The 24,489-nt window shown below is 59.4% G+C and carries 21 protein-coding genes; 11 read left to right on the forward strand and 10 right to left on the reverse strand.

Going from position 1 to position 24,489, the window contains the following annotated elements; translation table 11 throughout:
• Positions 1-4: 4 nt before the first annotated feature.
• Positions 5-844 carry a glycosyltransferase family 2 protein gene (locus AC1ROR_RS08535; protein ID WP_498589189.1) on the reverse strand — a complete coding sequence of 280 codons (840 nt, stop codon included), beginning with the start codon at positions 842-844 and terminating at the stop codon, positions 5-7.
• 190 nt (positions 845-1,034) lie between these two features.
• On the opposite strand from AC1ROR_RS08535, the gene AC1ROR_RS08540 reads away from it, so the two are divergent.
• A complete protein-coding gene (locus AC1ROR_RS08540) occupies positions 1,035-3,302 on the forward strand; it encodes a methyl-accepting chemotaxis protein (protein ID WP_498589124.1) in 2,268 nt (755 codons plus the stop codon).
• 185 nt (positions 3,303-3,487) lie between these two features.
• Here AC1ROR_RS08540 and adh read toward each other — a convergent pair whose 3' ends face one another.
• From adh to AC1ROR_RS08555, 3 genes are all read right to left on the reverse strand, one after another.
• Positions 3,488-5,005: an aldehyde dehydrogenase gene (gene adh / locus AC1ROR_RS08545; protein WP_080835410.1), complete on the reverse strand. Its 1,518-nt coding sequence runs from the start codon at positions 5,003-5,005 to the stop codon at positions 3,488-3,490.
• A 224-nt stretch (positions 5,006-5,229) separates the two neighbouring features.
• On the reverse strand, positions 5,230-6,189 hold the full coding sequence (locus AC1ROR_RS08550) for a helix-turn-helix domain-containing protein (protein WP_035220224.1): 960 nt from the start codon (positions 6,187-6,189) through the stop codon (positions 5,230-5,232).
• Between the two features lie 108 nt (positions 6,190-6,297).
• On the reverse strand, positions 6,298-8,379 hold the full coding sequence (locus AC1ROR_RS08555; protein ID WP_498589190.1) for a putative bifunctional diguanylate cyclase/phosphodiesterase: 2,082 nt from the start codon (positions 8,377-8,379) through the stop codon (positions 6,298-6,300).
• Between the two features lie 306 nt (positions 8,380-8,685).
• Between AC1ROR_RS08555 and AC1ROR_RS08560 the strand changes: the two genes are divergently transcribed.
• The 5 genes from AC1ROR_RS08560 (at position 8,686) to AC1ROR_RS08580 (ending at position 13,925) form a co-directional block, all read left to right on the forward strand.
• Positions 8,686-9,291, forward strand: coding sequence for a 50S ribosomal protein L25/general stress protein Ctc (locus tag AC1ROR_RS08560; protein ID WP_035220222.1), 606 nt, complete (start codon positions 8,686-8,688; stop codon positions 9,289-9,291).
• A gap of 241 nt (positions 9,292-9,532) precedes the next feature.
• Positions 9,533-11,920, forward strand: a complete 2,388-nt coding sequence (locus tag AC1ROR_RS08565; RefSeq protein ID WP_498589125.1) for an EAL domain-containing protein — start codon at positions 9,533-9,535, stop codon at positions 11,918-11,920.
• Positions 11,921-11,936: 16 nt separating this feature from the next.
• The gene (locus tag AC1ROR_RS08570) at positions 11,937-12,650 is read left to right on the forward strand and encodes a substrate-binding periplasmic protein (RefSeq protein WP_498589126.1); all 714 of its coding nucleotides are present in this window, start codon (positions 11,937-11,939) and stop codon (positions 12,648-12,650) included.
• Positions 12,651-12,748: 98 nt separating this feature from the next.
• Positions 12,749-13,465 (forward strand): aminoacyl-tRNA hydrolase, encoded by a 717-nt coding sequence (gene pth / locus AC1ROR_RS08575; RefSeq protein WP_080835416.1) that lies wholly within the window; start codon positions 12,749-12,751, stop codon positions 13,463-13,465.
• A 7-nt stretch (positions 13,466-13,472) separates the two neighbouring features.
• Positions 13,473-13,925, forward strand: a complete 453-nt coding sequence (locus AC1ROR_RS08580; RefSeq protein ID WP_498589127.1) for a GNAT family N-acetyltransferase — start codon at positions 13,473-13,475, stop codon at positions 13,923-13,925.
• A 3-nt stretch (positions 13,926-13,928) separates the two neighbouring features.
• Here AC1ROR_RS08580 and clpS read toward each other — a convergent pair whose 3' ends face one another.
• Positions 13,929-14,234, reverse strand: a complete 306-nt coding sequence (gene clpS, locus AC1ROR_RS08585; RefSeq protein WP_498589128.1) for an ATP-dependent Clp protease adapter ClpS — start codon at positions 14,232-14,234, stop codon at positions 13,929-13,931.
• 252 nt (positions 14,235-14,486) lie between these two features.
• Between clpS and ychF the strand changes: the two genes are divergently transcribed.
• The 4 genes from ychF (at position 14,487) to AC1ROR_RS08605 (ending at position 17,522) form a co-directional block, all read left to right on the forward strand.
• Entirely contained in the window at positions 14,487-15,590 is a 1,104-nt protein-coding gene (ychF, locus tag AC1ROR_RS08590; protein WP_080835421.1) for a redox-regulated ATPase YchF, read from the forward strand.
• A gap of 322 nt (positions 15,591-15,912) precedes the next feature.
• On the forward strand, positions 15,913-16,386 hold the full coding sequence (locus tag AC1ROR_RS08595) for a MaoC family dehydratase (RefSeq protein WP_498589129.1): 474 nt from the start codon (positions 15,913-15,915) through the stop codon (positions 16,384-16,386).
• Complete coding sequence (locus AC1ROR_RS08600; protein ID WP_035220202.1) at positions 16,383-16,850, forward strand: MaoC family dehydratase; 468 nt, start codon at positions 16,383-16,385, stop codon at positions 16,848-16,850. Before AC1ROR_RS08595 ends, AC1ROR_RS08600 begins: the two co-directional genes overlap by 4 nt.
• A 63-nt stretch (positions 16,851-16,913) precedes the next feature.
• Positions 16,914-17,522, forward strand: coding sequence for a class I SAM-dependent methyltransferase (locus AC1ROR_RS08605; RefSeq protein ID WP_498589130.1), 609 nt, complete (start codon positions 16,914-16,916; stop codon positions 17,520-17,522).
• Between the two features lie 42 nt (positions 17,523-17,564).
• Here AC1ROR_RS08605 and AC1ROR_RS08610 read toward each other — a convergent pair whose 3' ends face one another.
• The 4 genes from AC1ROR_RS08610 to petA form a co-directional block, all read right to left on the reverse strand.
• Positions 17,565-18,107 (reverse strand): adenine phosphoribosyltransferase, encoded by a 543-nt coding sequence (locus tag AC1ROR_RS08610; protein WP_003494623.1) that lies wholly within the window; start codon positions 18,105-18,107, stop codon positions 17,565-17,567.
• 217 nt (positions 18,108-18,324) lie between these two features.
• Positions 18,325-19,209: a cytochrome c1 gene (locus AC1ROR_RS08615; RefSeq protein ID WP_035220199.1), complete on the reverse strand. Its 885-nt coding sequence runs from the start codon at positions 19,207-19,209 to the stop codon at positions 18,325-18,327.
• Between the two features lie 22 nt (positions 19,210-19,231).
• Positions 19,232-20,557, reverse strand: coding sequence for a cytochrome b (locus AC1ROR_RS08620; protein ID WP_498589131.1), 1,326 nt, complete (start codon positions 20,555-20,557; stop codon positions 19,232-19,234).
• 14 nt (positions 20,558-20,571) lie between these two features.
• Positions 20,572-21,150: a ubiquinol-cytochrome c reductase iron-sulfur subunit gene (gene petA / locus AC1ROR_RS08625; RefSeq protein WP_035220195.1), complete on the reverse strand. Its 579-nt coding sequence runs from the start codon at positions 21,148-21,150 to the stop codon at positions 20,572-20,574.
• A gap of 310 nt (positions 21,151-21,460) precedes the next feature.
• On the opposite strand from petA, the gene AC1ROR_RS08630 reads away from it, so the two are divergent.
• A complete protein-coding gene (locus AC1ROR_RS08630; protein WP_142169096.1) occupies positions 21,461-22,393 on the forward strand; it encodes an endonuclease/exonuclease/phosphatase family protein in 933 nt (310 codons plus the stop codon).
• Positions 22,394-22,402: 9 nt separating this feature from the next.
• Here AC1ROR_RS08630 and AC1ROR_RS08635 read toward each other — a convergent pair whose 3' ends face one another.
• Positions 22,403-24,271, reverse strand: coding sequence for an ABC transporter ATP-binding protein (locus tag AC1ROR_RS08635; protein ID WP_498589132.1), 1,869 nt, complete (start codon positions 24,269-24,271; stop codon positions 22,403-22,405).
• Between the last annotated feature and the right edge of the window lie 218 nt (positions 24,272-24,489).

A 24,489-nucleotide genomic window follows, 5' to 3' on the forward strand; every position in this document is an offset into this window, starting at 1 on the left:
GTATTCACGGCGATGTCTCCGTTTTGAAAGTTTCAGCCCAGCTTGCCCGCTTGCGCCGCCGCAACAGCCAGGCAACGCCGATCAGATCGTGGATGCCCACAAGCGCGCGACCGATATTGGTGTAGTGGGAATTGCCATGCAGGCGCGCTCGATGCGTGACGTCGACATGGGCGACCTGCCAGCCGTCACGGTTGAACAGCGCCGGGAAATAGCGGTGGTGATGGTCGAAATAGGGCAAGGCGAGATAGGCGTCGCGGCGGAAGGCCTTGAGGCCGCAGCCGGTGTCCCGCGTGCCGTCCTTCAATATCCGCGCCCTCAAGCCATTGGCGAAGCGGGAGGAAAGGCGCTTTCCAAGTGTGTCGCGCCGGCCGACGCGCTGGCCGGCCACGAGCCCGAGCCGGCTCGGGGCACTGGCGGTAAGAAGGGGTGCGAGAAGTGCCGGCAGATTGTCCGGCGGGTTCTGCCCGTCTCCGTCAAGCATGCAGATGATCGGTGCACGCGCCGCCTGCACACCGCTATGGATTGCCGCCGATTGCCCGCCCTGACGGTCGTGCCTGACCAGCCGCAACATGGGATAACGCCCGCCAAGCGAAAGTGCGACATCCGCCGTGCGGTCGAAGGACGCGTCATCCACCACGACGATCTCGAACCGGCCGACCGGCTGACAGGCGGCCACAATCTCCGCCACGAGTGTTTCGACACTGGCTTCTTCATTGTGCATGGGCACGACAACGGCGAAATCCGGGGTCGGTCTCAAGGTGGCTCCGTCATATCCGTCTGCGCGAGTTCCGCAAACATCGTCGATAGTGGCGGGAGAAGGAGCGCGAAAAGCTTGCATGAATATGAACAGCCGTTGAACTTCGCACGGTATGCGCCCGTTCTGTTTCAGTTTTATTACGGGTTACCACGCCTCCGGGGTCGACAATTTTCTCGCGGTATGCGGGAAATAATCATACAATTCTCCGGCTCCTTAACGCGACCGTAAACAATTGTTGCGACGCTGCGGCAACGTTTTTTTGGGGGGAGGAAACAGGATGCCGGGTGCAAATCCGACTGCTGTCAAAGCTAAATCATTGTCTATAAAAGCCAAATTCGCAGCGCTCGTCACGGGCGCGACGCTGGTTTCATGCCTTTCGGTAGGGCTGCTGTCATATGAGATGGGCAAGTCCGGCCTGATCGACGCCAGCGAAATCAGGCTCGAAACGGTTGCAGGAAATCAGTCCAAGCAGCTTGATGCCTATACGCTGCGCGTCGAACAAAGCATTTCCGAGCTGTCGCAGAATGCCGCGATCGCACAGGCGCTGGAAACCATGACCACCGTTGTGCCGACGGAAAAGGAAGCGATCATCCAGGCCTTCCGCCGCGAAAACGTATCCGAGGAAGAGCGCGCCTCCTTCAGCGGCGAAGGATTGCGGCTGCTTTACGCCATCCGTCACGCGACAATCAACGCGGCCATTGCCAGCGTCTGGCGCAACACCCGGGTCAGCGACATCTATGTGATCGACAAGGCCGGTCTCATTATCTATTCCGTGACCAAGGGCAAAAACTTCCTGACCAATGTGTCGGAACCGCAAAACAGCACGATCAAGGAATTGTTCGACCGTATCGAAGCGGGCAAGGATGGCGTCGTCAGCACCACCGGGTTCGGCGTTGGCGGCGCTAATGATTCTGCCTTGGTCGGCATGCCGCTCGCGGTCTCGAACTGGGGCCAGCTGCAGCGCAAGGGTGCTGTCATCATGCGCATTTCACCCGATCGGATCGGCGCGGTGGTCACCCCCGAGGAAACAGGCAAGTCGATCGATGACGCCGTTCTTCTGAGCGCGGAAGGCAAGCTGCGGGCAGGCGTTCTTTCAGCCGGCGCCGATGCCGCCGTTTCCGAAAGCCTTGTGGCCCTTTCGAACACCAGCGAAGCCGGAACGGTGATGGCGCAGACGCCTGCGGGCAACATCTTCTACGCCTATCGCCCGGTCTCCGTCTTCGGACAGAAGCATCTTCTGGCGATCGGTCAGCAGGAAAGCAAGGTTCTCGCCGCCGCCAACGATCTGGCCTTCTGGGCGACGCTGGCAACGCTGGCGGTCCTTGCCGTCATGACGCTCGTGGGCATCTTCGTTTCCGCCAGCCTGACCAAGCCGCTGACCGGCCTCGCCGGGCTGATGGAGCGCCTGAACGGCGGTGAAAACGATATCGAAATCAAGGCGGTCTCCCGTGGCGACGAGATTGGCACCATGGCGCGCGCTTTGGAATCCTTCCGCCAGGGTATTCTCGACAAGCAGCACATGGAAGCCGAGTCCCATCGCAAGAGCGAGGAGCTGGACGAGGAACGCGCCCAGCGCGAAATGGAAAAGGCAAGAAGCGCCAGGGAACTGGAAGAGGCCGTCGATGCCCTTGCAACCGGTCTCGCCAATCTTGCGGCTGGCAGGCTCGATCTTCGCATCGAAAAATCCTTCGTGCCGTCGCTCGACCATCTGCGCATCGACTTCAACAACTCCATCGCCGGGCTGGACGCGACGATCTCCAGCATCGGCGAAAGCGCCAATGCCATCCGCTCCGGCTCCGGCGAACTGAAAAGCGCCTCGGAAGACCTGTCGCGCCGCACGGAACGCCAGGCTGCGGCACTTGAAGAAGCCGCAGCGGCACTCGGAGACATGACGCAGGCCGTCAATGTCTCCCTGTCACGCTGCAACGTCGCCGTCGAGGCAACGGCGGGCACGATGCAGGACGCCCATAAATCCACGGCTGTCGTGAAGGAAGCAATCGTCGCCATGGAACGCATCGAGACCTCATCGGCCAAGATCCGCCAGATCATCGACGTCATCGACCAGATCGCCTTCCAGACCAATCTGCTGGCGCTGAATGCCGGTGTGGAAGCCGCCCGCGCCGGCGAGGCCGGCAAGGGCTTTGCGGTCGTGGCGCAGGAGGTTCGGGAACTCGCCCAGAAATCGGCGGCCGCCGCGCGTGACATCACGACGCTGATCGCCACGTCCGCAGGTGACGTGGAAAGCGGCGTGGCCCTGGTGCTGAAGACCGGCGAAAGCCTCGAGCAGATCCAGAAACGCATCCAGTCGGTCAACGACCAGATCGGCGAAATCGCCACGGCGTCGCGCGAACAGTCCGGCCGCCTCAGCGAAATCAATGCCTCCGTCAACGAACTCGACCATGTCACCCAGCAGAATGCGGCGATGGTGGAGGAAACGACGGCTGCGGCCTTCTCGCTGGCGAACGAGGCGGATGGTCTGACCGAGCAGGTGGGACAGTTCTCGGTGGGCGAAGCCCGCCAAAGGGACCAGCGCTACGCGGCCTGATCGGCACAAAAGAGCAAGGATGACGGAGGAAAGGTTTTCCGCTCCCCATCATCAAAAAAGGCCGGAGGCAGAACCTCCGGCCTTTTATTTTGCCTGAACACCCGATCCGGGCTCCCAGGGGCCGAGACCCCTGGGAACACGCCGGCTTGATCATGATGATCCGTCGCCGGCTTCCGGGGAGGAACTCAGAAGAAGCCGACCTTGTTCGGGCTGTAGGATACGAGCAGGTTCTTGGTCTGCTGGTAGTGATCGAGCATCATCTTGTGGGTCTCACGACCGATGCCCGACTGCTTGTAACCGCCGAAAGCCGCACCCGCCGGATAGACGTGGTAGCAGTTCGTCCACACACGGCCCGCTTCGATGCCCCTGCCCGCCCGATAGGCGACATTGGTATCGCGGCTCCAGACCCCAGCACCCAGACCGTAAACCGTGTCATTGGCGATTTCGAGCGCTTCCTCCACCGTCTTGAAGGTGGTGACGGAAACAACCGGGCCAAAGATTTCCTCCTGGAAAATCCGCATCTTGTTGTTGCCTTCGAAGACCGTCGGCTGGATGTAATATCCGTCCTTCAGGTCGCCGGTCAGCGTCTTGCGGTCGCCGCCGGTCAGAACCCTTGCGCCTTCCTTCTTGCCGATATCAAGATAGCTCATGATCTTGTCGAACTGTTCCTGCGAGGCCTGTGCGCCAAGCATGGTCGACGGATTGAGCGGATCGTCCTGGCTGATGGCCTGAACCCGCTTGATCGCCTTCTCCATGAAGCGGTCATAGATCGATTCATGCACCAGCGCACGCGAGGGGCATGTGCAGACCTCACCCTGGTTGAGCGCGAAGAAGGCAAAACCTTCAAGCGCCTTGTCGAGGAAGGCGTCGTCTTCGTTCATCACATCGGCAAAGAAGATGTTCGGCGACTTGCCGCCCAGTTCCAGCGTGATGTTGGTGACGTTGTCAGCCGCATAACGCATGATTTCCTTGCCGACCGAGGTGGAGCCGGTAAAGGCGATCTTGGCGATGCGATTGCTCTGCGCCAGCGGCTTGCCGGCTTCAAGACCGGTACCATTGACGATGTTGAGAACGCCGGGCGGCAGCAGGTCTTCGATAAGCTCCATGACGACGAGAATGGAGGCAGGCGTCTGTTCCGCCGGCTTCAGCACGACGCAATTGCCGGCGGCAAGAGCGGGCGCGAGTTTCCAGGCGGCCATCAGGATCGGGAAGTTCCACGGTATGATCTGACCGACGACGCCGAGCGGTTCATGGAAATGATAGGCGACCGTGTCGTTGTCGATTTCGCCGATCGTGCCTTCCTGTGCGCGGATGCAGCCCGCGAAATAACGGAAATGGTCGATCGTCAGCGGAATATCCGCATTGGTCGTTTCACGCAACGGCTTGCCGTTATCCCAGGTTTCGGCCCGCGCGATGAGGTCGAGATTGTCCTCGATACGCTGGGCGATCTTGAGCAGGATGTTGGAGCGTTCCGTAACGCTCGTCTTGCCCCATTTTTCCCGTGCCTTGTGGGCCGCATCCAGTGCGAACTCGATGTCGGCCGCATCCGAGCGCGGAACCTCGCAGATCTTGTGACCCGTCACCGGTGACAGATTGTCCATGTAACGGCCGGATTTCGGCTCCACCCATTTACCACCGATGTAATTGCCGTATTTCAGCTTGAAGGGCGCTTCGCCGGCTTTCTGCTGAACCTGAATATTCATGATTTCATCCTCCCTGATGAAAACGATCCGCGACGGACCGCATGGGAGAAAGGTGGGCCTAGATGGCGGCGGCCGGTAGTGGGGCGTCGTGGTTCCGCATCGCACATTGTCTCACATCTGCGACAAACCCGCACGACAGATCGGTTTAGCGGCAAATGAGGCCGGTTTCTGCGTGAAATGAGGCCTGAACTCGGTCTGAAACCTCTATTTCAAGGGTTCTGCCCTCAGTGCACGGCAAGCTTCTTCATCTTGCGGTGAAGCGTCGCCCGGCTGATGCCGAGCAGGGATGCGGCCTGCGTGACATTGCCATTCGTGCGGGAAAGAACGCGGCGCAACGCCGAACGCTCCGCTTCCGCAAGATCGGAACCGCCATCGTGACGCTGTTCCTGCAAAACATCCGAAGCCGGCACCCCCTGCGCGATGGCATGGTCATCGAGCTTCAGCGCCAGACGCGCCGCACGTGTCGCCCCCAGAACAAGATCGTCCTGATCCACGGCAAGCAGCGAAAGAGCCGCGCCAAAGCTCGTCGGCACCACAACGATGCGTGCGCCGGGAAAGGCGCGGCGGAAAAGATTGCCCTCGATGCGCTGCGCCGCATCCCTCACCGCCTGGGTGACGAAGGAGAAGGTCATCTCATTGATGTCGTCGCGGCAGGTGGAGATATCGAGCGCACCCGTCACCCTGCCCGTGTGGTCGCGGATGGGTGCCGTGGTGCAGCAGAGTTCCGTATTGGATGTGAAAAAATGCTGATCGCGATAAACCACCACCGAACGCTCGTCGACAAGCGCCGTACCGATACCGTTGGTGCCAACGCTTGCCTCGCTCCAGACCGCACCGGACCAAAGGCCGAGCGCACGGAAATCGCGATCGTCACCGGCGGCACCGCGCCGTTCCAGCGCAACACCCTGCGCATCGGTCAAAAGCAGGCAGCAGCCGGACTTGCCGACGCTGTGGAAAATACGGTCGAGCTCGTCGCTGCTTTCGGCGATCAGCCCGGCAGAGCTTTCGCGGGCGCGGCGAAATTCGAACTCGCTGAGGAAGATCGGCTTGCGGTTTTCCTCTGGCGCAAGACGATGCTTGACCATGCAGCGGCGCCATGAGGCGATGATCGGGGAACTTGCGGCTGCGGAACGCTGGCGTGCTGTTTCATACACGCGTTCTGCATGGGCGATGTCTGTCGGCATTCGCTCCTCCCAAAGCTTTTCGGCGATGGTGCGCTGGAAGCGTTCCCGTTTCAACTAAAAACTTCGCGACCGGCATTCCTCGGCGCAACCGCGGGCTGCGCCGGACAATCAGACAGCCTTGAAGTAACGCCGCCCTGTGGTGATTTTCGGCTCGTCTTCCACCGTCAGGAAAGTATCGTCCACAAGATTGGCGATGGAGGTCAGCGGCCCGGGTCTGCCGAAGAAGAAGCCCTGCACCTGCAGGCAGCCTTCCCGTCGCAGGAATTCGATATGGGCCTTGGTCTCCACCCCTTCCGCAAGCACGGGAATATTGAGGCTGTGCGCCAGAATGAGCGTCGAGCGGACAATCGCCTCCGACTGTACGTTGGTCGACAGGCCATCGATGAAGGCACGGTCGATCTTGATCTTGTCGAAAGGGAAGCTTTGCAGGGTCGACAGGGAGGAATAGCCGGTGCCGTAGTCATCCATGGCGATTTTGACGCCAAGCGCCTTGAGCTTGCGGATGGTGACGAGCGCATGGCGATGGTCGGCGATAATGCTGCCTTCCGTGATTTCCAGTTCCAGCCTTTCCGGCGCAAGCCCGGTATCGGCGAGAATTCTCTCGACCTTCTCGGGAAAATCATTATCCGCAAGCTGCTGCGGCGCGACATTGACAGCGATGGAAAGCGATTTCTTCCAGAGAGCCGCCTGCGCACAGGCTTCACGCAGAACCCATTCGCCCAGATCGACGATGAAGCCGGTCTGTTCGGCGATCGGAATAAATTCGGCAGGCGAGACCATGCCGCGCTCCGGATGGTTCCAGCGCAAAAGCGCCTCAAAACCGACGATACTGCCGCTCCTCGTATCGTTCTGCTGCTGGTAATAAAGCTCAAACTCATTACTGGCGAGGCCGCTGCGCATGGCAATCGCCAAGACGTTACGCGCGCGGGCCGCCTCGTCCATGGACTTATCGTAGAAGCAGATCGTATCCGAAGTCCCGCTTTTCGCGCGGTACATGGCGACATCGGCCTGCGCCATCAGCGTATCGGCATCGATGGCACTGGTATTGCGCACCGATATGCCCACGCTCGCGCCCACGCAGAATGTCTGCCCGTTCCATTCGACCGGCTTGCTGATCTGTTCGATCAGTCGCTGGGCAAATTCCGCGCCATCGGCACGGGTGTAATAGGAATGGGTCATAGCCACGAACTCGTCACCGCCCATACGGGCCAGAAACTCGCCGGCCTTCAGGACAGAACTCGCCCGGTCGGCAATGGCGCGCAGCACGGCATCGCCCGCGGCATGGCCATGCACGTCATTGATTTCCTTGAAACGGTCGAGATCGATGGAGAGGAGCGCCGTATGCGCCCCCATGGAGAGATAGCGCGTGCGGCGATTGAGATGCTCAATGAACGCCGCCCGGTTGGGAATGCCCGTCAGCGGATCATGCAGCGAAAGATGGCGATAGCGGGCAACCGCCTGCTGGGTGGACTGGGCATCGATGACATAGGTGGAAAGCCCGAGCGCCAGAAGCAGAAGCGTCACCGCGATGGCGCCGCCACCCATGACGGCCGGCGGCAGGAGATTTTCCGGAATGACGATGCGCGGATCAAACGCAAAGGACATCGAGGCCATGCCGGTATAGTGCATCGAGGCGATGGCAAGGATGAGAAAGGTTACCGCGCTGTACTGGCAGAACCAGTTGACCGGGCGCGCGACGCGATTGATTGCAATGGCGCCCAGCACCGCTCCCAGCACCAGCGAGGCGATGACATAGCCCTGGTTCCAGAAAATCATGCCCTGAACATTGTAGGCAGCCATGCCGGTATAGTGCATGGCGGCAATGCCGAGGCCGAGTATCAACCCGCCCGCTTCCACCAGCACGCTGCGCCCGCCATAGGCTGAAATGCCGAAACCCGCCGTTGTGGTTACAATGGCGATAAGCAGCGACAGTCCCGTCAGATAGGGATCATAACCGACATCGCCGGCAGCGACATAACCCAGCATTGCCACGAAATGGGTTGTCCATATCGCCGCACCGCCGTTCACGCCCGCCAGAAACAGCCAGTTGATCTTCTGCACGCCCGTTGCCAGACGCGCCCTTGAAAAAAGACGTATGGTAACGAAGCTTCCCAGCATGCAGACGAAGACCGCTGCGGCGGTATATCGATAGTCGTGATCGACGGCGAGGCATTGCAGAACTTTGAGCATTGTCATCTACACAATTGGAATTCCGGGATGCTTTATCATTTGCCAAGTTTGCAGCGGGTTTATATGCATGGATAAGCATAGATTAAACTTTTCACCACATGCTTGAATTAGAATAATCTAATTAAATCAAGGCATGATATTCCGGCGAGAGACGCGGCCCTTGTCTTTATGTGCCGTTTGTATTATAGCGCCCGCACCCGTGTAGACACCCTTGGAGGCAACGCGGGCGGGATGGCTTCAAAGCCTCTCCAGTTCAGGCCGCTTCGTTCGGCGTGAACTCTCCATATAACCTCGAAAGGAATTGCCATGAGCAAAGAATCGTATGAGCTCAAGGCCGAGGCGCGCGAACGAGTTGGTAAGGGGTCCTCTCGTGAACTTCGCCGCAACGGTTTGATTCCCGCTGTCATCTATGGTGACAAGCAGGCCCCCATTTCGATCGCCCTGTCGACCAACGAAGTCACCAAGCGTATCCACGCTGGCGGTTTCATGACGACGGTTGCGATCATCGACGTCGACGGCAAGAAGATCAAGGTTCTCCCGAAGGATTACCAGCTTGATCCGGTCCGCGACTTCACCATGCATGTCGACTTCCTGCGCGTTTCGGGCAACACGCTCGTCAACGTTGAAGTTCCGGTTCACTTCGTCAACGAAGAAAAGTCGGACATCAAGATCGGCGGCGTTCTGAACATCGTTCGTCACACGGTGGAATTCCACTGCCCGGCCAACGACATTCCGGAATTCATCACGGTTGATCTCTCTGGTCTGAAGATCGGTGACAACGTTCACATTTCGAATGTGAAGCTGCCGAAGAACATCACCCCTGTGATCGCCGACCGTGACTTCACGATCGCAACGATCGTCGCTCCGGCTGGCGGCGTTGCAGAAGAAACGGCTGAAGAAGCTTCCGAATAATAATCGGCGGCCGCAAGGCCGGACAGCTCCAGACATTTAAGCCCGTTCCGTTTTCGGAACGGGCTTTTTAGTTTTTATGAACTTTAAAGACAGAAACCCTTCTGCCCCGTGCATGATGCCGGACCTGTTTCAGCGTCGATTAACAATTCCATGAAACGATACCCCTGCGCTGTCATGAAAACACCGGACGGGTAGAAAATGGCGCGCAGCAATTCAGGGGCAAGGGTAACTGCAATAGAACATGGCTCATTCCGTCGAAAGCCGCTTCATCGCGATTGTTTCCGGCGCACTTCTTACAGTGGTCGCTCCGCTATTCACGCTTTTGCTGACGCTCTCCTATCACGAGGCTATTCGCAGCCAGCGCAATCACCTTGAAATTCTGCTGTCGACAAATGCCCAGGCGCTTGCCCGCCCCCTGTGGGATCTCGACGACGACACGATAAACCAGATTACCGGGACCCTCGTTTCCGACCCCATGATCAAGATGGTCGAGGTCAAGGACACCTCCGGCCAGCTCGACATCGTTCAGACAGCCGGCAGCGACATCATTCAGGACGCCTCGTCGACGACGCGCGACGTCGCCTACAAAACCACCAAGGGCTCCGTCAAGGTCGGGCAGCTGACGATCTATTATGACGATGTCAGCCTTTTGACCTCTCTCAGCCGCACCGAATTGTCGTTCATCACGATTTTCATCCTTGCCATTCTCACCATTGTGCTGGCGGCCATTGCCGGTAACCGCTTCATGGTCATCCGCCCGCTGATGCGGCTTGCAGCCGCCATTGAGGCGACCCGGCGCCTCGGCTCGCGTCACCACGTCGACTGGCGGTCGAAGGACGAGATCGGCAGGCTGGCGAAGAGCTTCAACGAGATGCAGACCCAGCTCGAAAAGGAAGAGCTGGAGATCAAGAACGCCCATGAGCGGAAGACGGAAATCTACAACCGGACGCCCGCCATGCTGTTCTCGCTCGACAGGCACGACCGCATCGCCGCCGTCAGCGACTATTGGGTGCAGGCGACGGGTTACGACCGCGCGAAGATACTCGGCCTGAATTTCGCCGATCTCATCCACCCGGATGATCGCTCCCTGTTCCAGAAACGCAAGGCTGCCCAGCAGTCACCAGACGCCGCGCATACCGGCATCACCGTCCGCTTCCATTGCATGGATGGCGACGTCATGGACGCGCTCATCCTCGAAAAAGCCCTCGATTCCGGCGATGCCACACAGCAGAGCACATGTCTCTGCGTCATGACTGATGTGACCGAGCTGCGCCAGTCGGAAAAGCGCAACCGCCAGCAGGCCATTTCCGACCATCTGACCGGCCTTTTCAATCGCCAGGGTTTTGAGGCGATCCTCGACCTGCAGATTCGCGATGCGGACCGGAACGGCAGCGAACTGGCTTGCCTGTTCATCGACCTCGATCGGTTCAAGGCCATCAACGACAATCTCGGCCATGCGGCGGGCGACGCGGTTCTGCGGGAATTCACAATGAAGCTCGAGCCGCTGCTGACGCCGCTCGACAGCGCCTCCCGCCTGGGCGGCGACGAATTTGCCATTCTGCTTGCCGGCGACAAGGTGGAAGAGCGCGCCCTGCAGTTCTGCGAACGCGTCTGCACCATGCTGGACACACCCTTCGAGATCGAGAACAACAGCATCCGTCTCAGCGCCAGTATCGGCATGGCGGTCTATCCTCTGCACGCTTCCAGCGCCTCGGAGCTTTTGCAGAATGCCGACATGGCCATGTATACCCGCAAAAGAACCGGCAAGAACGGTTCGCAGGTCTTCGACAGCTCGATCATGGACCGGGCGCGCGAGCATGCGGAACTGGAACGGGATATAGCGCAGGCGCTCTCCGACGACTGGTTCGAGGCTTATTTCCAGCCGATTCAGGACCTTGCAAGCGGCCGAACGGCGGGTTTCGAGGCGCTTTTGCGCCTCAACCACCCGGAAAAGGGTCTGCTCTCCCCTGCCGCCATCATCAGCCTTGCGGAGGAAAACGGCACGATCCACCGCATCGGCAACGTCATCCTCGATCAGTCGATCGCCAATCTCGCACGGCTGTCGCGCCTGCCGGGTATGGAGCAGACATATGTGGCGGTGAATTTTTCACCGTTGCAGTTCGAGCCGGGATTGCCGACGCGTATCGCCGGCGTGCTGCATCGGCACGGCATTCTCCCCAAACGGCTGGTCATCGAGATCACCGAAGCTGTGATCATGAAGGACGACCCGCAAATCCGGGCGATCCTCAACGCCATTCATCAGCTGGGCTGCCGCATCGCACTGGACGATTTCGGAACAGGTTACTCGTCGCTCAGCTATCTCAGCCGTTTTCCGGTCGATATCGTCAAGATTGACCAGTCTTTCACCCGCTCGATCTGCGACGACACGATGGAGATAAGACAGCGCAACCGCATGCTTGTGGAGGGCATCGCCGCCATCTCCCACAAGATGAACTGCGCCGTCATCGCCGAAGGCGTTGAGACGGAAGAGCAGAAGGAGCTTCTGACGGCGATAGGCGCGGATTACGGACAGGGCTACCTGTTTGCACGTCCGCAACCCATCGGAAGACTGATGGATGCATTGGACGCGGCTTCCGGCGCAAGCCACCCCGCGGCGCGACAAGCCTGAGCCGGTGGGAGCAACGATGAGATTGATCCGCTTCTGTCTGATCTTTCTTGCTCTCGCCAATCCGGCCTGTGCGGCCAAGCTTTTCCTGACGACCGAGGTCTATCCGCCTTACAATATGCAGGCCGGCGACGGCAGCGTGCGGGGCGTCTATATCGACCAGCTCAAGATCGTGCTTGAGGAAACCGGCACGGATTACGAAGTCGCCGTCATGCCCTGGGCACGGGCAATCGCCATGGCAACAACGCAGCCCATGCATTGTGTCTTCGCTGCGGCAAGAACCGCCGAACGTGAAAAGCTCTTCAAATGGGTCTCGCCGATCCACAGCGACCGCAATATTCTTGTGGCGCGTCGCGAGGCGGATATCGATGTTTCAAGCCTTGAGGACGCCAAGAAATACCGGGTCGGCACCCAGCGCGGCGACTATACCGAAAGCCTTCTAGAAAGGCTCGGTTTCCCGCAGGTCGACGTCGGCGCGGACTTCCAGATCACGCTTCATAAGTTGAGAGTTGGAAGAATCGACCTGATGCCCATGTCGGAAAGCACCTTCAAAAGCCTGCCGGCAGATACATTCAAGGAAGTGATAACCTTCACGCGGCAACAGCTGGGTCTTGCATGCAATAAAAGCGTTCCCGACGCAGTGATCGCGAAATTGCAGGCCCGGCTGGACAGGCTGATCGCCGATGGAACACAGCAGCGCATATTCGACCGCTACAATCTCGTCAGCCCCTGAACATCGCCCAACAACGCGAAAATCCATAAAAAGATTGACAGGCAGCGGATTTCGGGGTGGTGACAACAGCATCGTCAGGCAAAACGCGGACATGCCCCATGAAGATCATCGCAGGACTCGGTAATCCCGGCTCGCAATATGCGGGAAACCGCCACAATATCGGTTTCATGGCCGTCGATGCGCTACAGCGCCTGCCCTCCTTCTCGCCCTGGGCGAGAAAGTTCAAGGCGGAGATTTCCGAAGGCGAGATCGGCGGCGAGAAAGTTCTGCTGATGAAGCCGCTTACCTATATGAACCTTTCCGGCGAATCCGTCGGCGAGGCGATGCGCTTCTTCAAGCTCACGCCGGCGGACATCATCGCCATCCATGACGAACTCGATCTCCCCGCCGGCCGCGCACGCATCAAGACCGGCGGTGGCCACGGCGGCCATAACGGCCTGAAATCGCTCGATGCCCATTGCGGCAAGGAATATCGCCGCCTGCGTCTCGGCATCGGCCATCCCGGCGACAAGGAGCGCGTGCATGGCCATGTGCTCGGCGATTTCGCCAAGGCCGACCGTGTCTGGCTGGAGCCACTCTTGGACGCCATTGCCGACAATGCCGCCATGCTGGTGAAGGCGGAGGATTCGCAGCTGATGAACAAGCTGGCGCTGGCCACCGGCAGCAAGCCGGAAACGGAAAAACCTGCAAAGGCGGCCAAACCCGCCGCACAGTCCCACATCCATCAGGCCCGCAACAGCGCCCAGCCGAAAAAGCTGCCTGAAACCGGACCCATGGCCGAAATGCTGAAGCGGATGTTCGGCAAGAAGGACTAGGTTTCGCATGTCTTCAGCAACCGTCGTCCTGCAAGAAGCAAGCTCCACAGATCTGCCCGGCCTGCTTGAACTTTATCGGGCGCTCAATCCGTCTGACCCGCAATTGACGGCACAAGAGGCAAGAGCCGCTTTCACCGCAATGCTCGGCCAGCCCGGCCTCACCGTGTTTCTGGCAACCGAGGCCGGAGAACCGGTCGCGACCGCCACGCTTCTGGTCGTTCCGAACCTGACACGCGCCGCCCGCCCCTATGCCCTCATCGAAAACGTGGTGACGCTGGAAAGCCATCGCGGCCGCGGATATGGCCGCGCGGTGGTGCGCCATGCCATCGAAGCCGCTTTTGCCGCAAATTGCTACAAGGTGATGCTGCTGACCGGCCGACAGCATCCCGAGGTTCACGCCTTTTACGAAAGCTGCGGCTTTGTCCAGAACAAGACCGGTTTCCAGATCCGGCAGGATTGACGCTCACTCCTCCGGTTCGGTGGTGAACATCAGCGGAAAACCCGCCTCCTTGCCAAGATCGGTCGCCTCCTTGGCCTTTGTCTCGGCAATGTCGCGCTCGCAGACGACGACGACTGCGCTGCCGAAGCGATGCGCCGTCATCATGACGCGGCGGCCGGTGTCCTCGCTCATGCGGAACACGGCTTTCAGCACCACGGTTACGAATTCGCGCGGCGTATAATCGTCATTCAGCAGGATGACCTTGTAAAGTTTCGGCCGTTCCAGCTTGACTTTCGGTTTCGGTTTGAGATCGACAGGACTGTCACTCATCATTGTCGCCCGTAATTGTCACTCAGATATTGCGCATGGGGAAATCCCCATTGATGACGAAAGATCGGTCGCTCGACCGGCGCATATTGCGCCGCAACCGCAGCATCGACAAGCCCGGCATGTCGCCCGCGCGAAATTCCGCACCATTCGCAGCGCTTTGCCCGCCCAAATCGGCCCACGGGCTTGACCTTGCCCTGCCCTTTCCTCAAAAGGCTCCTCAACGAATTCTTTCAAACGGACAGGTTTCAAGCCATGGGCTTCAAATGCGGTATCGTTGGATTGCCAAATGTCGGCAAGTCCACCCTCTTCAACGCGCTGACGAAAACGGCCGCCGCGCAGGCCGCCAACTATCCCTTCTGCACCATCGAGCCCAACACCGGCGAAGTGGCCGTGCCGGACCCGCGCATGCAGCAGCTTGCAGCCATCGCCGGCTCGAAGGAAATCATTCCAACCCGCATTTCCTTCGTGGACATTGCAGGCCTGGTGCGCGGCGCGTCGAAGGGTGAAGGTCTCGGCAACAAGTTCCTGGCCAATATCCGCGAAGTCGATGCCGTCGTGCATGTCCTGCGCTGCTTCGAAGACGACGATATCACCCATGTGGAAGGCCGCATCAATCCGGTCGGCGATGCCGACACGATCGAGACGGAGCTGATGCTCGCCGACCTCGAAAGCCTGGAACGCCGCGTCGAGCAGACCCGCAAGCGCGCCAGCAGCAAGGACAAGGAATCCCTCGCCCAGCTGCCTGTCATGGAAGCCGTCATCGCGCTGCTCAACGACGGAAAGCCGGCACGCCTGCTTTTGAAGACGCTGGCGGCCGAGGAGATCGAAATCCTCAAGGGCCTCAACCTTCTGACGTCGCACCCGGTGCTTTATGTCTGCAACGTCTCGGAAGCCGATGCATCGTCCGGTAACGAGCACACTGAGGCCGTTGCGGCGATGGCAAAGCAACAGGGCGCCGAATGCGTGATCATCTCGGCGGCAATCGAAGCCGAAGTCGCGCAGCTTCCCGCCGATGAAGCCGAAGAATTCCTCTCGGCGCTGGGGCTTACCGAAGCGGGTCTCGACCGGCTGATCCGCGCCGGCTATCACCTGCTCGACCTCATCACCTATTTCACCGTCGGCCCGAAGGAAACCCGCGCCTGGACGATCGTGCGCGGCACCAAGGCCCCCGCCGCAGCCGGCGTCATCCATACCGATTTCGAACGCGGCTTCATCCGCGCCTTCACCATCAGCTTTGACGACTACATCGCCTACAAGGGCGAAGTCGGCGCCAAGGAAGCCGGCAAGGGGCGCGACGAAGGCAAGGAATATGTCGTTCAGGACGGCGACGTCATCCATTTCCGCTTCAATACCTGATCTGGAGCGGAGCCTGCTTGCGGTCAGGTCACTTCCTTTGAAGGCGATAAGTGGGCGCAGATCTGGCCGCTTGTTTCTTCTCCCCGCCGGGGAGAAGGTGGCCCGAAGGGTCGGATGAGGGGGCACCCTCCCCCGAATATCTCGACGCTCGCCCCCTCATCCCGCTGCCGCGACCTTCTCCCCGGCGGGGAGAAGGCGAAAGACGCGCCCACTCGCGCCACAACATATCCCTGCTCCGCGTCGCATCCTAGATTTGACCTTTACGTAAAGGGAAAAATCATTTTAGATGCCAGCGATATTGACTGTGCGAAGGGAGGAAACCATGGCGCCGGTCGCGACATATGCCTACGAAGATTTTTCCGCAGGGCGGGAATTTCCGCTTGGACCGCAATCGATTTCCGCGGAACAAATCATCGCTTTTGCCAGTGAGTTTGACCCCCAGCCCATGCATCTTTCAGAAGAGGCGGGCCGGCAGAGCATTCTCGGCGGACTGGCAGCTTCCGGCTGGCACACCTGCAGCCTGCTGATGCGGATGATGGCGGACAGCTACATCTCCGATTCCACCTCGCAGGGCAGCCCCGGCATTGATTATGTCGACTGGAAGAAACCGGTCCTGGCGGGAGATACGCTCTCGGGAAAATCCATCGTGCTGGAACAGCGCACCTCTGGCTCCCGCCCCGGTATCGGCCTCGTGAGATTCCGTCACGAACTCTATAATCAACGTGGCGTTCTGGTATCGCACGGAGAAAACACCGTGATGTTCCGCATGCGCGCGGATGGAGGCGTTGCAGCATGAGACTGGCAGAACTCTCTCCCATCGGCGAACGCGTCACCCTCGACACGCTGCATTTTTCCGCCGAAGACATCGTCCGTTTCGCCCGCGATTTTGATCCGCAGCCCTTTCATCTCGATGCCGAAGCAGCAAAGGAAAGCGTTTTCGGCGCGCTATGCGCCTCCGGCTGGCACACCGGCGCGGGCTGGATGAAATGTTTTCTTTCCCATTGGGCGAAAGAGGTCAAAAGACTGAAACAACAGGGTCTTGAACCGCCGAAACTTGGCCCCTCCCCCGGCTTTCGTGAACTGAAATGGAAGAAACCGGTATTTGCCGGCGACGATGTAACCTATTTCGTCACCCTGCTTGAGACCCGCCCGCTGGAAACCCGCGCCGGCATCTGGCTCAACACCACTTTCAATGAGGGTGTGAACCAGTCGGGAGAGACCGTGCTGACCTTCCGCAGCGGAGTTCTGGAATTCGAATAGGTGCTGGCCGACATCACTCCGCCGCGATACCTTCGAAACAGGAATCGCGGTTGGCAGGTCAATATGGATGATATTCTCGAAGGTTATGCTGCGGCAGCGACACCGGAGCTGATTTCCAGATTCGACAATCTGGACTGCGGGGAGATTTACGCACCCGTCATCGATCTCCTGCCAGCGACACCGTGCCGGATCGCGGATATCGGCACCGGCACCGGGCGCGACGCCGCCTGGTTTGCCGCGCAGGGCCATGATGTTCTGGCCGTGGAGCCGGTTGAAGAGCTTCGTGAACCCGGCATTCGATTACATCCATCGGACAGAATAACGTGGCTGGATGACGCTTTGCCCGCACTGGCGAAAGCTCGCCGCTACGGCGTCTTCGATCTGGTTGCCCTGTGCGGCGTCTGGCACCACATCGATTACGGGGCGAGGCAGACGGCAATGCAAAGCCTCTCGGAAATGACGGCGATGGGCGGATTGCTGATCATGTCGCTGCGTCACGGCCCCGCACCCGCAGGCCGCCGCGCCTTCAGCATTTCACCGGCGGAAACCATAGACCACGCCGCCCGCCTCGGCTTCACCCTGATCAGACAGGTGGATGTTGGCTCTATTCAGGCGGGAAACCGCGCCCTGGGTGTTCGCTGGACATGGATTGCCCTGCGAAAGACCAGTTAAAAGAGCGGGCTGCCGCAGCAGCCCTGACCCGTTCTTTCGGCCTCAATGGCCTGAGAACTCCACCAGTGTCCGCACCTCGACACCGAGGTCTTCCAGCTTCTTGCGCCCACCGAGATCAGGCAGATCGATGACGAAGCAGGCGGAGACGATTTCCGCCCCCATCTGCCGCAACAGCTTCACCGCGCCTTCGGCGGTGCCGCCGGTCGCAATCAGGTCATCGACAAGAATGACCTTCTCGCCGGGCTGCACGGCATCCACATGCATTTCCATTTCATCGACGCCGTATTCGAGGCTATAAGCGACGCGCACAGTGGTGTGCGGCAGCTTGCCCTTCTTGCGGATCGGCACGAAACCGGCCGAAAGCTGATGCGCCACCGCTCCGCCCAGAATGAAGCCGCGTGCTTCCATGCCGGCGATCTTGTCGATCTTCGTGCCCGCATAGGGCTGCACAAGCTCGTCCACCGCCCGGCGGAAAGCGCGCGGATTGCCGAGCAGCGTCGTGATGTCCCGGAAGATGATGCCCGGCTTCGGATAGTCGGGAATGGAGCGGATGGCAGCGGAAAGCTCCGAAGCGATAACGGTCATGGTATTTCCAGTTACAATGGGAAATGGATCAGAAGGTTCGGGGCACCCTATCAACTTGGCGGCTGCGGACCAACTAAAAAGGGACCGACGACCGTCAGCGCGCGATGCCACTGGCAGATATCGGGATGCGGATCACCGTCATGACATCCCTCAACACATGAAAAGGCCCCCAGGGTAAGACCATGGGGGCCAGTGATTGCAGCCATTTAAAACCGGCTCAATGTTCCTTGCGGGCGTAGACCGATTTCTTGGTGAGATAGATCAGCGCCGTGAAGATGAACAGGAACACCATGACCATGAAGCCGGTGCGCTTGCGCTGTTCCAGATGCGGCTCTGCGGCCCACATCAGGAATGCCGACACGTCCTTGGAATATTGATCCACGGTCTGCGGCGCACCGTCATCATAGGTGACCTGATCGGCACTGATCGGCGGCGCCATCTTCAGCGCCACGGCGCTGACGAAATACGGGTTGAAATGCGTGCCTTCCGACACTTCAACGCCGGCAGGTGCATCCTGATATCCGGTCAGCAGCGCATGGATGTAATCCGGGCCGCCTTCCTGATAACCGCCGATAATGGGGATCATGTCGATGATGAATTGCGGGAACCCGCGTTCAACACCGCGTGCCTTGGCAAGCAGCGACATGTCGGGCGGGGCGGCTCCGCCATTGGCGGCGGCTGCCGCCTCATGGTTCGGGAACGGCGAGGGGAAATGATCGGAAGGCACGGCCTTGCGATTATACATTTCGCCTTCGGCATTCGGCCCGTCCTGCACTTCATATTCAGCGGCGAAAGCCTTCACCTGCTCTTCCGAATAACCGAGATCCCCGAGCGTGCGGAAAGAAACAAGGCTCATCGAATGGCAGGCGGAGCAGACTTCCTTGTAGACCTTGAGGCCACGCTGCAGCTGGCCCTTGTCGTATTTGCCGAAAGGTCCGGCAAAGGACCAGCTCTGCTCCTCGGGCTTGATGACCGGGAAGTGACCGCCGGCAATCGCGTGTTCCGTCTTGGTGGCGAGATCATGGCTCTCCTCCGCCGCAAAAGCGGCGGCGGAACAGCCAATGGCGGCGATAAGCGCGATGCTCGTGAGAAGCGTCTTCATTGTCGTCATCCTTCCTTCGCGCTCAGATCTGGGCAGCCGCTGGCGCGGCACCCTTCTTGGCGGCGTTCTTTTCAAGAACGGCCTCGGTAATCGAATTCGGAATACGCCGCGGCGTTTCGACCAGACCGAGGATCGGCATGATGACGAGGAAGAACCCGAAATAATAGAACGTACCGAGCTGGGAAAAGCCGACGTAGTTACCTTTGATATCGCCTCCGAATATCAGGCCGATCAGGCCGCTACCTTCCGCAGGGCGCGAACCCAGCCAGCCGAGCACGATGGCGTTGACCACGAACAGCCAGAAGAACATCTTGTACCAGGGACGATAGACGGCGGAGCGAACCTTCGACGTATCGAGCCAGGGCAGGAAGAACAGCACGATGATCGCGCCGAACATCACGAGAACGCCACCGAGCTTGGAATCGATCGGCCCGATGTTGACGGTAACGGCGCGCAGCATCGCGTAGAACGGCAGGTAATACCATTCCGGCACGATATGCGCCGGCGTCTTCAGCGGGTCCGCCATGATGTAGTTATCAGGGTGGCCGAGGAAGTTCGGCATGTAGAAGATGAACCACGCATAAGCGATCAGGAACACCGAAACGCCGAGCGCATCCTTCAGCGTCGCATAGGGCGTGAAGGGAACCGTGTCGGTCTTGCTCTTCACTTCCACACCGGTCGGGTTGGTCTGGCCGGTCACATGCAGCGCCCAGATGTGCAGGATGACGACACCCGCGATCATGAAGGGCAGCAGGTAATGCAGCGCAAAGAAGCGGTTGAGCGTCGGATTGTCCACCGCAAAGCCGCCGAGCAGGAACTGCTGGATCCATTCACCCACGAGCGGGAAAGCCGTGAAGAAGCCGGTGATGACGGTGGCGCCCCAGAAGGACATCTGGCCCCAGGGCAGAACGTAGCCCATGAAACCCGTCGCCATCATCAAAAGATAGATCACGCAGCCGAGAATCCAGAGGATTTCGCGCGGCGCCTTGTAGGAGCCGTAATAGAGGCCACGGGCGATGTGCAGGTAAACCGCGATGAAGAAGAAGGACGCACCGTTGGCATGCATGTAGCGCAGCAGCCAGCCATGATTGACGTCACGCATGATCTTTTCGACGGAATTGAAGGCAACCGTCGTTTCCGCAGCATAATGCATGGCAAGCACGACGCCGGTGAGGATCTGCACGATCAGCATCACCGAAAGCATCGCACCGAAGGTATAGGCGTAGTTCAGGTTACGCGGGACAGGATAGGCAACGAAGCTGTCATAGATCAAGCGCGGCAAGGGAAGCCGCGAATCGATCCACCTCTCGATGCCGGTGGACGGCTGATAACTGGAATGGCCACTCATGAATATCTGTCCCCTTATCCGATCTTGATCACGGTATCGGATGTGAATGCAAATGTCGGGATGGCGAGGTTCTGCGGCGCCGGACCCTTACGTATGCGGCCCGCCGTATCGTAGTGCGAGCCATGGCAGGGACAGAACCACCCGCCGAAATCGCCGGCCTGGCCGAGCGGAACACAACCGAGATGGGTACAGGAACCGACCATGACGATCCAGTTCTCCTTGCCCTGCCCGGCGGAACGGTCGATATCCGTCGCCTGCGCGTCTGCGGCAATATTGGCATTGCGTGCCACCGGATCCTTGAGATCACCAAGAGCGACGGCCTTGGCTTCCTCGATTTCCTTTTCCGTGCGGTTACGGATGAAGATCGGCTTGCCGCGCCACTTCACGGTGAGTGACATGCCCGGCTCGACCGCCGCCACATCCACCTCGATGGAGGCGAGCGCCAGCGTCGATGCGTCTGGGCGCATCTGGTCGATAAAGGGCCATGCGACGGCGGCGGCACCGACGGCGCCCGCCATTCCGGTTACTAGATATAGAAAATCGCGACGGGTCGGTTCACCCGAGGCGTCGTGATTGGTTACGTGCTCGCTCACCGCTACACCATCCTCTGCGCTGTTTTTGCCGTAAATCGCATGAGTCCTCCCGCTATGATTTGATCCAAGACAAACTCCGTCCCATCGTCTCGGTCATTCTCGCGGCGTTTGAGAAACCGCGTCATTCTGTTTGATCGCAAAATATTGACTGACTTGGCAAGAGCAAAGCACACAAAGCTGCCGTAATTCTGCCTGAGGGGCCCGATTTGTTTCTCATTTTTTCACAAGGCTTGGCAGGCGGGCAACATTGTGCGCACCCCGGCGCCGTGTTAGGAGACGCGAAGGGAGAGCTTGGAAAGCAGGGATTCGGATGACGGCGAAGCTCGCTTGCATGGTCTCCACCGTGGTGGCTGCCGTTCTTTTTATCGCCAGCCTGCGTTATGTGACCGATTTCTGGCTTTTAGCCTTCGTCACAAGCTTTCAGCTTCACATCGCCATTGCCTGTATCCTGCTGTCATGCCTGATATTCTGGCTCACGCGTGACGCGATTTCCGCTGTTCTGGTCGTCTGGTCGCTTGCGCTCGCCATCCATGCCGTGGCCATGCTCATGGAATTTTCCACCTCCGCCACCGCTGCACCCGGGGCCAAGCCCTTTCGACTATTGTCCTTCAACGTGCTGATGGACAATGCCGCCAATGCGGATGCGATTGCCGATACAATCCTCGAATCGGGCGCCGATGCGGTCTATCTGTTCGAGGCGACGGCGCTGCAATCGGTTCTGCCGCGCCTGCAGCAAACCTACCCATACAGGCTCGGCTGCTTTTCCGGCACGCCGACCTGCGACCTGTTGATCCTGTCAAAGCGGCCTTTGCTGGAAGGCCGTTTCCACAGCCTCAGCGATCTGCGCCGCGACCGCTTCGCCATTGCCAGCATCGACCTTGACGGCACGGAACTGACGCTTGCCGCCGGCCACATCACCAAACCCTATTTCGACGATTATCACCGCGACGAGCTGGACGAAGTCAGCGAGATTCTGTTTCGCGTCACTGGGCCGCTCATTCTGGCCGGAGACTTCAATTCGGCAAGCATCGCCCCCGACATGCGTGATTTTCTTGCCGCCAACGATCTGAAGAAAGCGGTCTGGGAACCTGCCACATGGCCAACCAGGGCGGGCCTCTTCGGCATCGCCATTGACCACATCTTCGCCCGCGAACCGGCGACGCTGATGAAAACCACACGCCTGCCCAACCGCCTTGGCTCCAATCACTATGGGCTGGTGGCCGATTTCATGATCGGAAAATAATCGCCGGGCTTATTGGGCGGCCTCATCGGCGGCAAGAAAACCGCCCGACTGCCGTGCCCAAAGCTCCGAATATAGACCGCCCTTCGAGACCAGATCGGAGTGGTTGCCCTGTTCGACGATCCGGCCCTGATCCATCACGATCAGCCGGTCGAGAGCGGCAATCGTCGATAGCCGGTGGGCGATGGCCAGCACCGTCTTGCCATGCATCAACTCGTCCAGATTGCTCTGGATCGCGGCTTCCACCTCCGAATCGAGTGCCGAGGTTGCCTCGTCGAGCACGAGAATCGGCGCGTCCTTCAGCATCACGCGGGCGATGGCGATGCGCTGCCGCTGGCCGCCGGACAATTTCACCCCGCGCTCGCCGACATGCGCGTCGAAGCCCACGCGGCCACGCTGGTCCACCAGCCTGGCGATGAAATCATCCGCCTTTGCCCGGCGCGTCGCCTCCAGCAATTGCGCTTCGGTGGCGTCGGTGCGGCCGAACATGATGTTGTCGCGGATGGAACGGTGCAGCAGCGACGTATCCTGCGTGACCATGCCAATATGGGCGCGCAGCGATTCCTGCGTCACCCTGGCGATATCCTGCCCGTCAATCAGGATGCGGCCTTTCTCGACATCGTAAAACCGCAGGATCAGGTTGACGAGGGTAGATTTTCCAGCGCCGGAGCGCCCGACGATGCCGACCTTTTCTCCAGCCTTGATATCGAGATTGAGATGATCGATGACGCCATTCGCCCGCCCGTAATGGAAGCTGACATTCTCAAAGCGAATGCTCGGCTTCTTCACTTCCAGCACCGTCGCATCGGGCGCGTCGACGAGACCGATCGGTTGCGAAATCAGTTCCGCGGCATTCTGCACCGTGCCGAAATTGCGCATGATGCCGTTGAACTGCGTCATCAACCGCCCGAGCAGGAAGTTGAGGCGCAGCACCAGAGCCAGCGTAAAGGCAACCGCACCGGAACTGATCCTGCCGGACAGCCACAGGTCGATGCAGAGCGCGGCCATTGACGTGATCATCACGCCCGACAGCAGCGCCATGGAGGCGCGCACGCCGGTGATGAACCGCGTAAACGTCATGGTGGCGTTCTGGAAAATATCGAATCCCTGCCGCATATAGCGGTCATTGGCGTCGTCGCGCCCGAACAGCCTGAGCGTCTGGATATTGCTGTAGGCGTCCACCATGCGGCCGGAGAGCATGGAGGCGGCTTCCGCCGTCTCTTTCGAATGGTAGCGAATGCGCGGCACGAAATAACGCGCCAGCGCCGAAAAGATCAGCACCCAGACAAGCACGACAACCGCAAGCCGCCAGTCCAGCCCACCGATCAGAAACAGCATCGAGACGGAATAAATTCCGACGAACCAGACGCTTTCCATCAGCGAGGTGACGAGATCACCCGCCGCCTGCCCGCCCGACCAGACCTTGGTGACGATGCGACCGGAAAAATCGTTCTGAAAGAAGGTCAGCGATTGCCGCGCAACATGCATGTAGGATTGCCAGCGCACCAGATTGTAAAAACCGGGTGTAATGATCTGCTGGTCCACCAGCGCGGTGATCATCGTGACAATGAAACGCACAACGCCGATCAAAACCAGCATGCCGACCAGTTCGCCGCCATGGGCGGCAAGCAGGCCGGCCCAGCCTTCATCCGGCTTCACGGTCGAAAGAATATCCACCAGCCGCCCGACGAACCAGAACAGCGCCGCCTCAATGGCCGCCGTCAGCCCACCCAGCACCAGCATCGCGAAAAACGGTGCCTTGGCCTGAGAAATATAGAACCAGATGAAGGCGAATGTGTTTTCAGGCGGCCGCAGATCGTCCTTTCGGGCGAAGGGCTTGATCCAGTTCTCGAAGAACTCGAAGATGCGCGTAATGACCATAATCCGGATATAGGCGGATTCCCGTTGGGGGAACAGCCGCCGAGCCTTGGGGAAGAGATTATATTTCGGTAACGTTGGGGGAATGAGAAAGGGCGGGAAATGTTCCCCGTCCTTAAATCAACCTATCGATATTTTACGCATCGGCAGCATCCTCACACCGTCACCCCGGACTGGATCCGGGGTCCAGCGTGATCAAGTCTTTGATCGCAAAAGATTCT

The organism is Agrobacterium sp. GW821-FHT14E08, assembly GCF_058803865.1.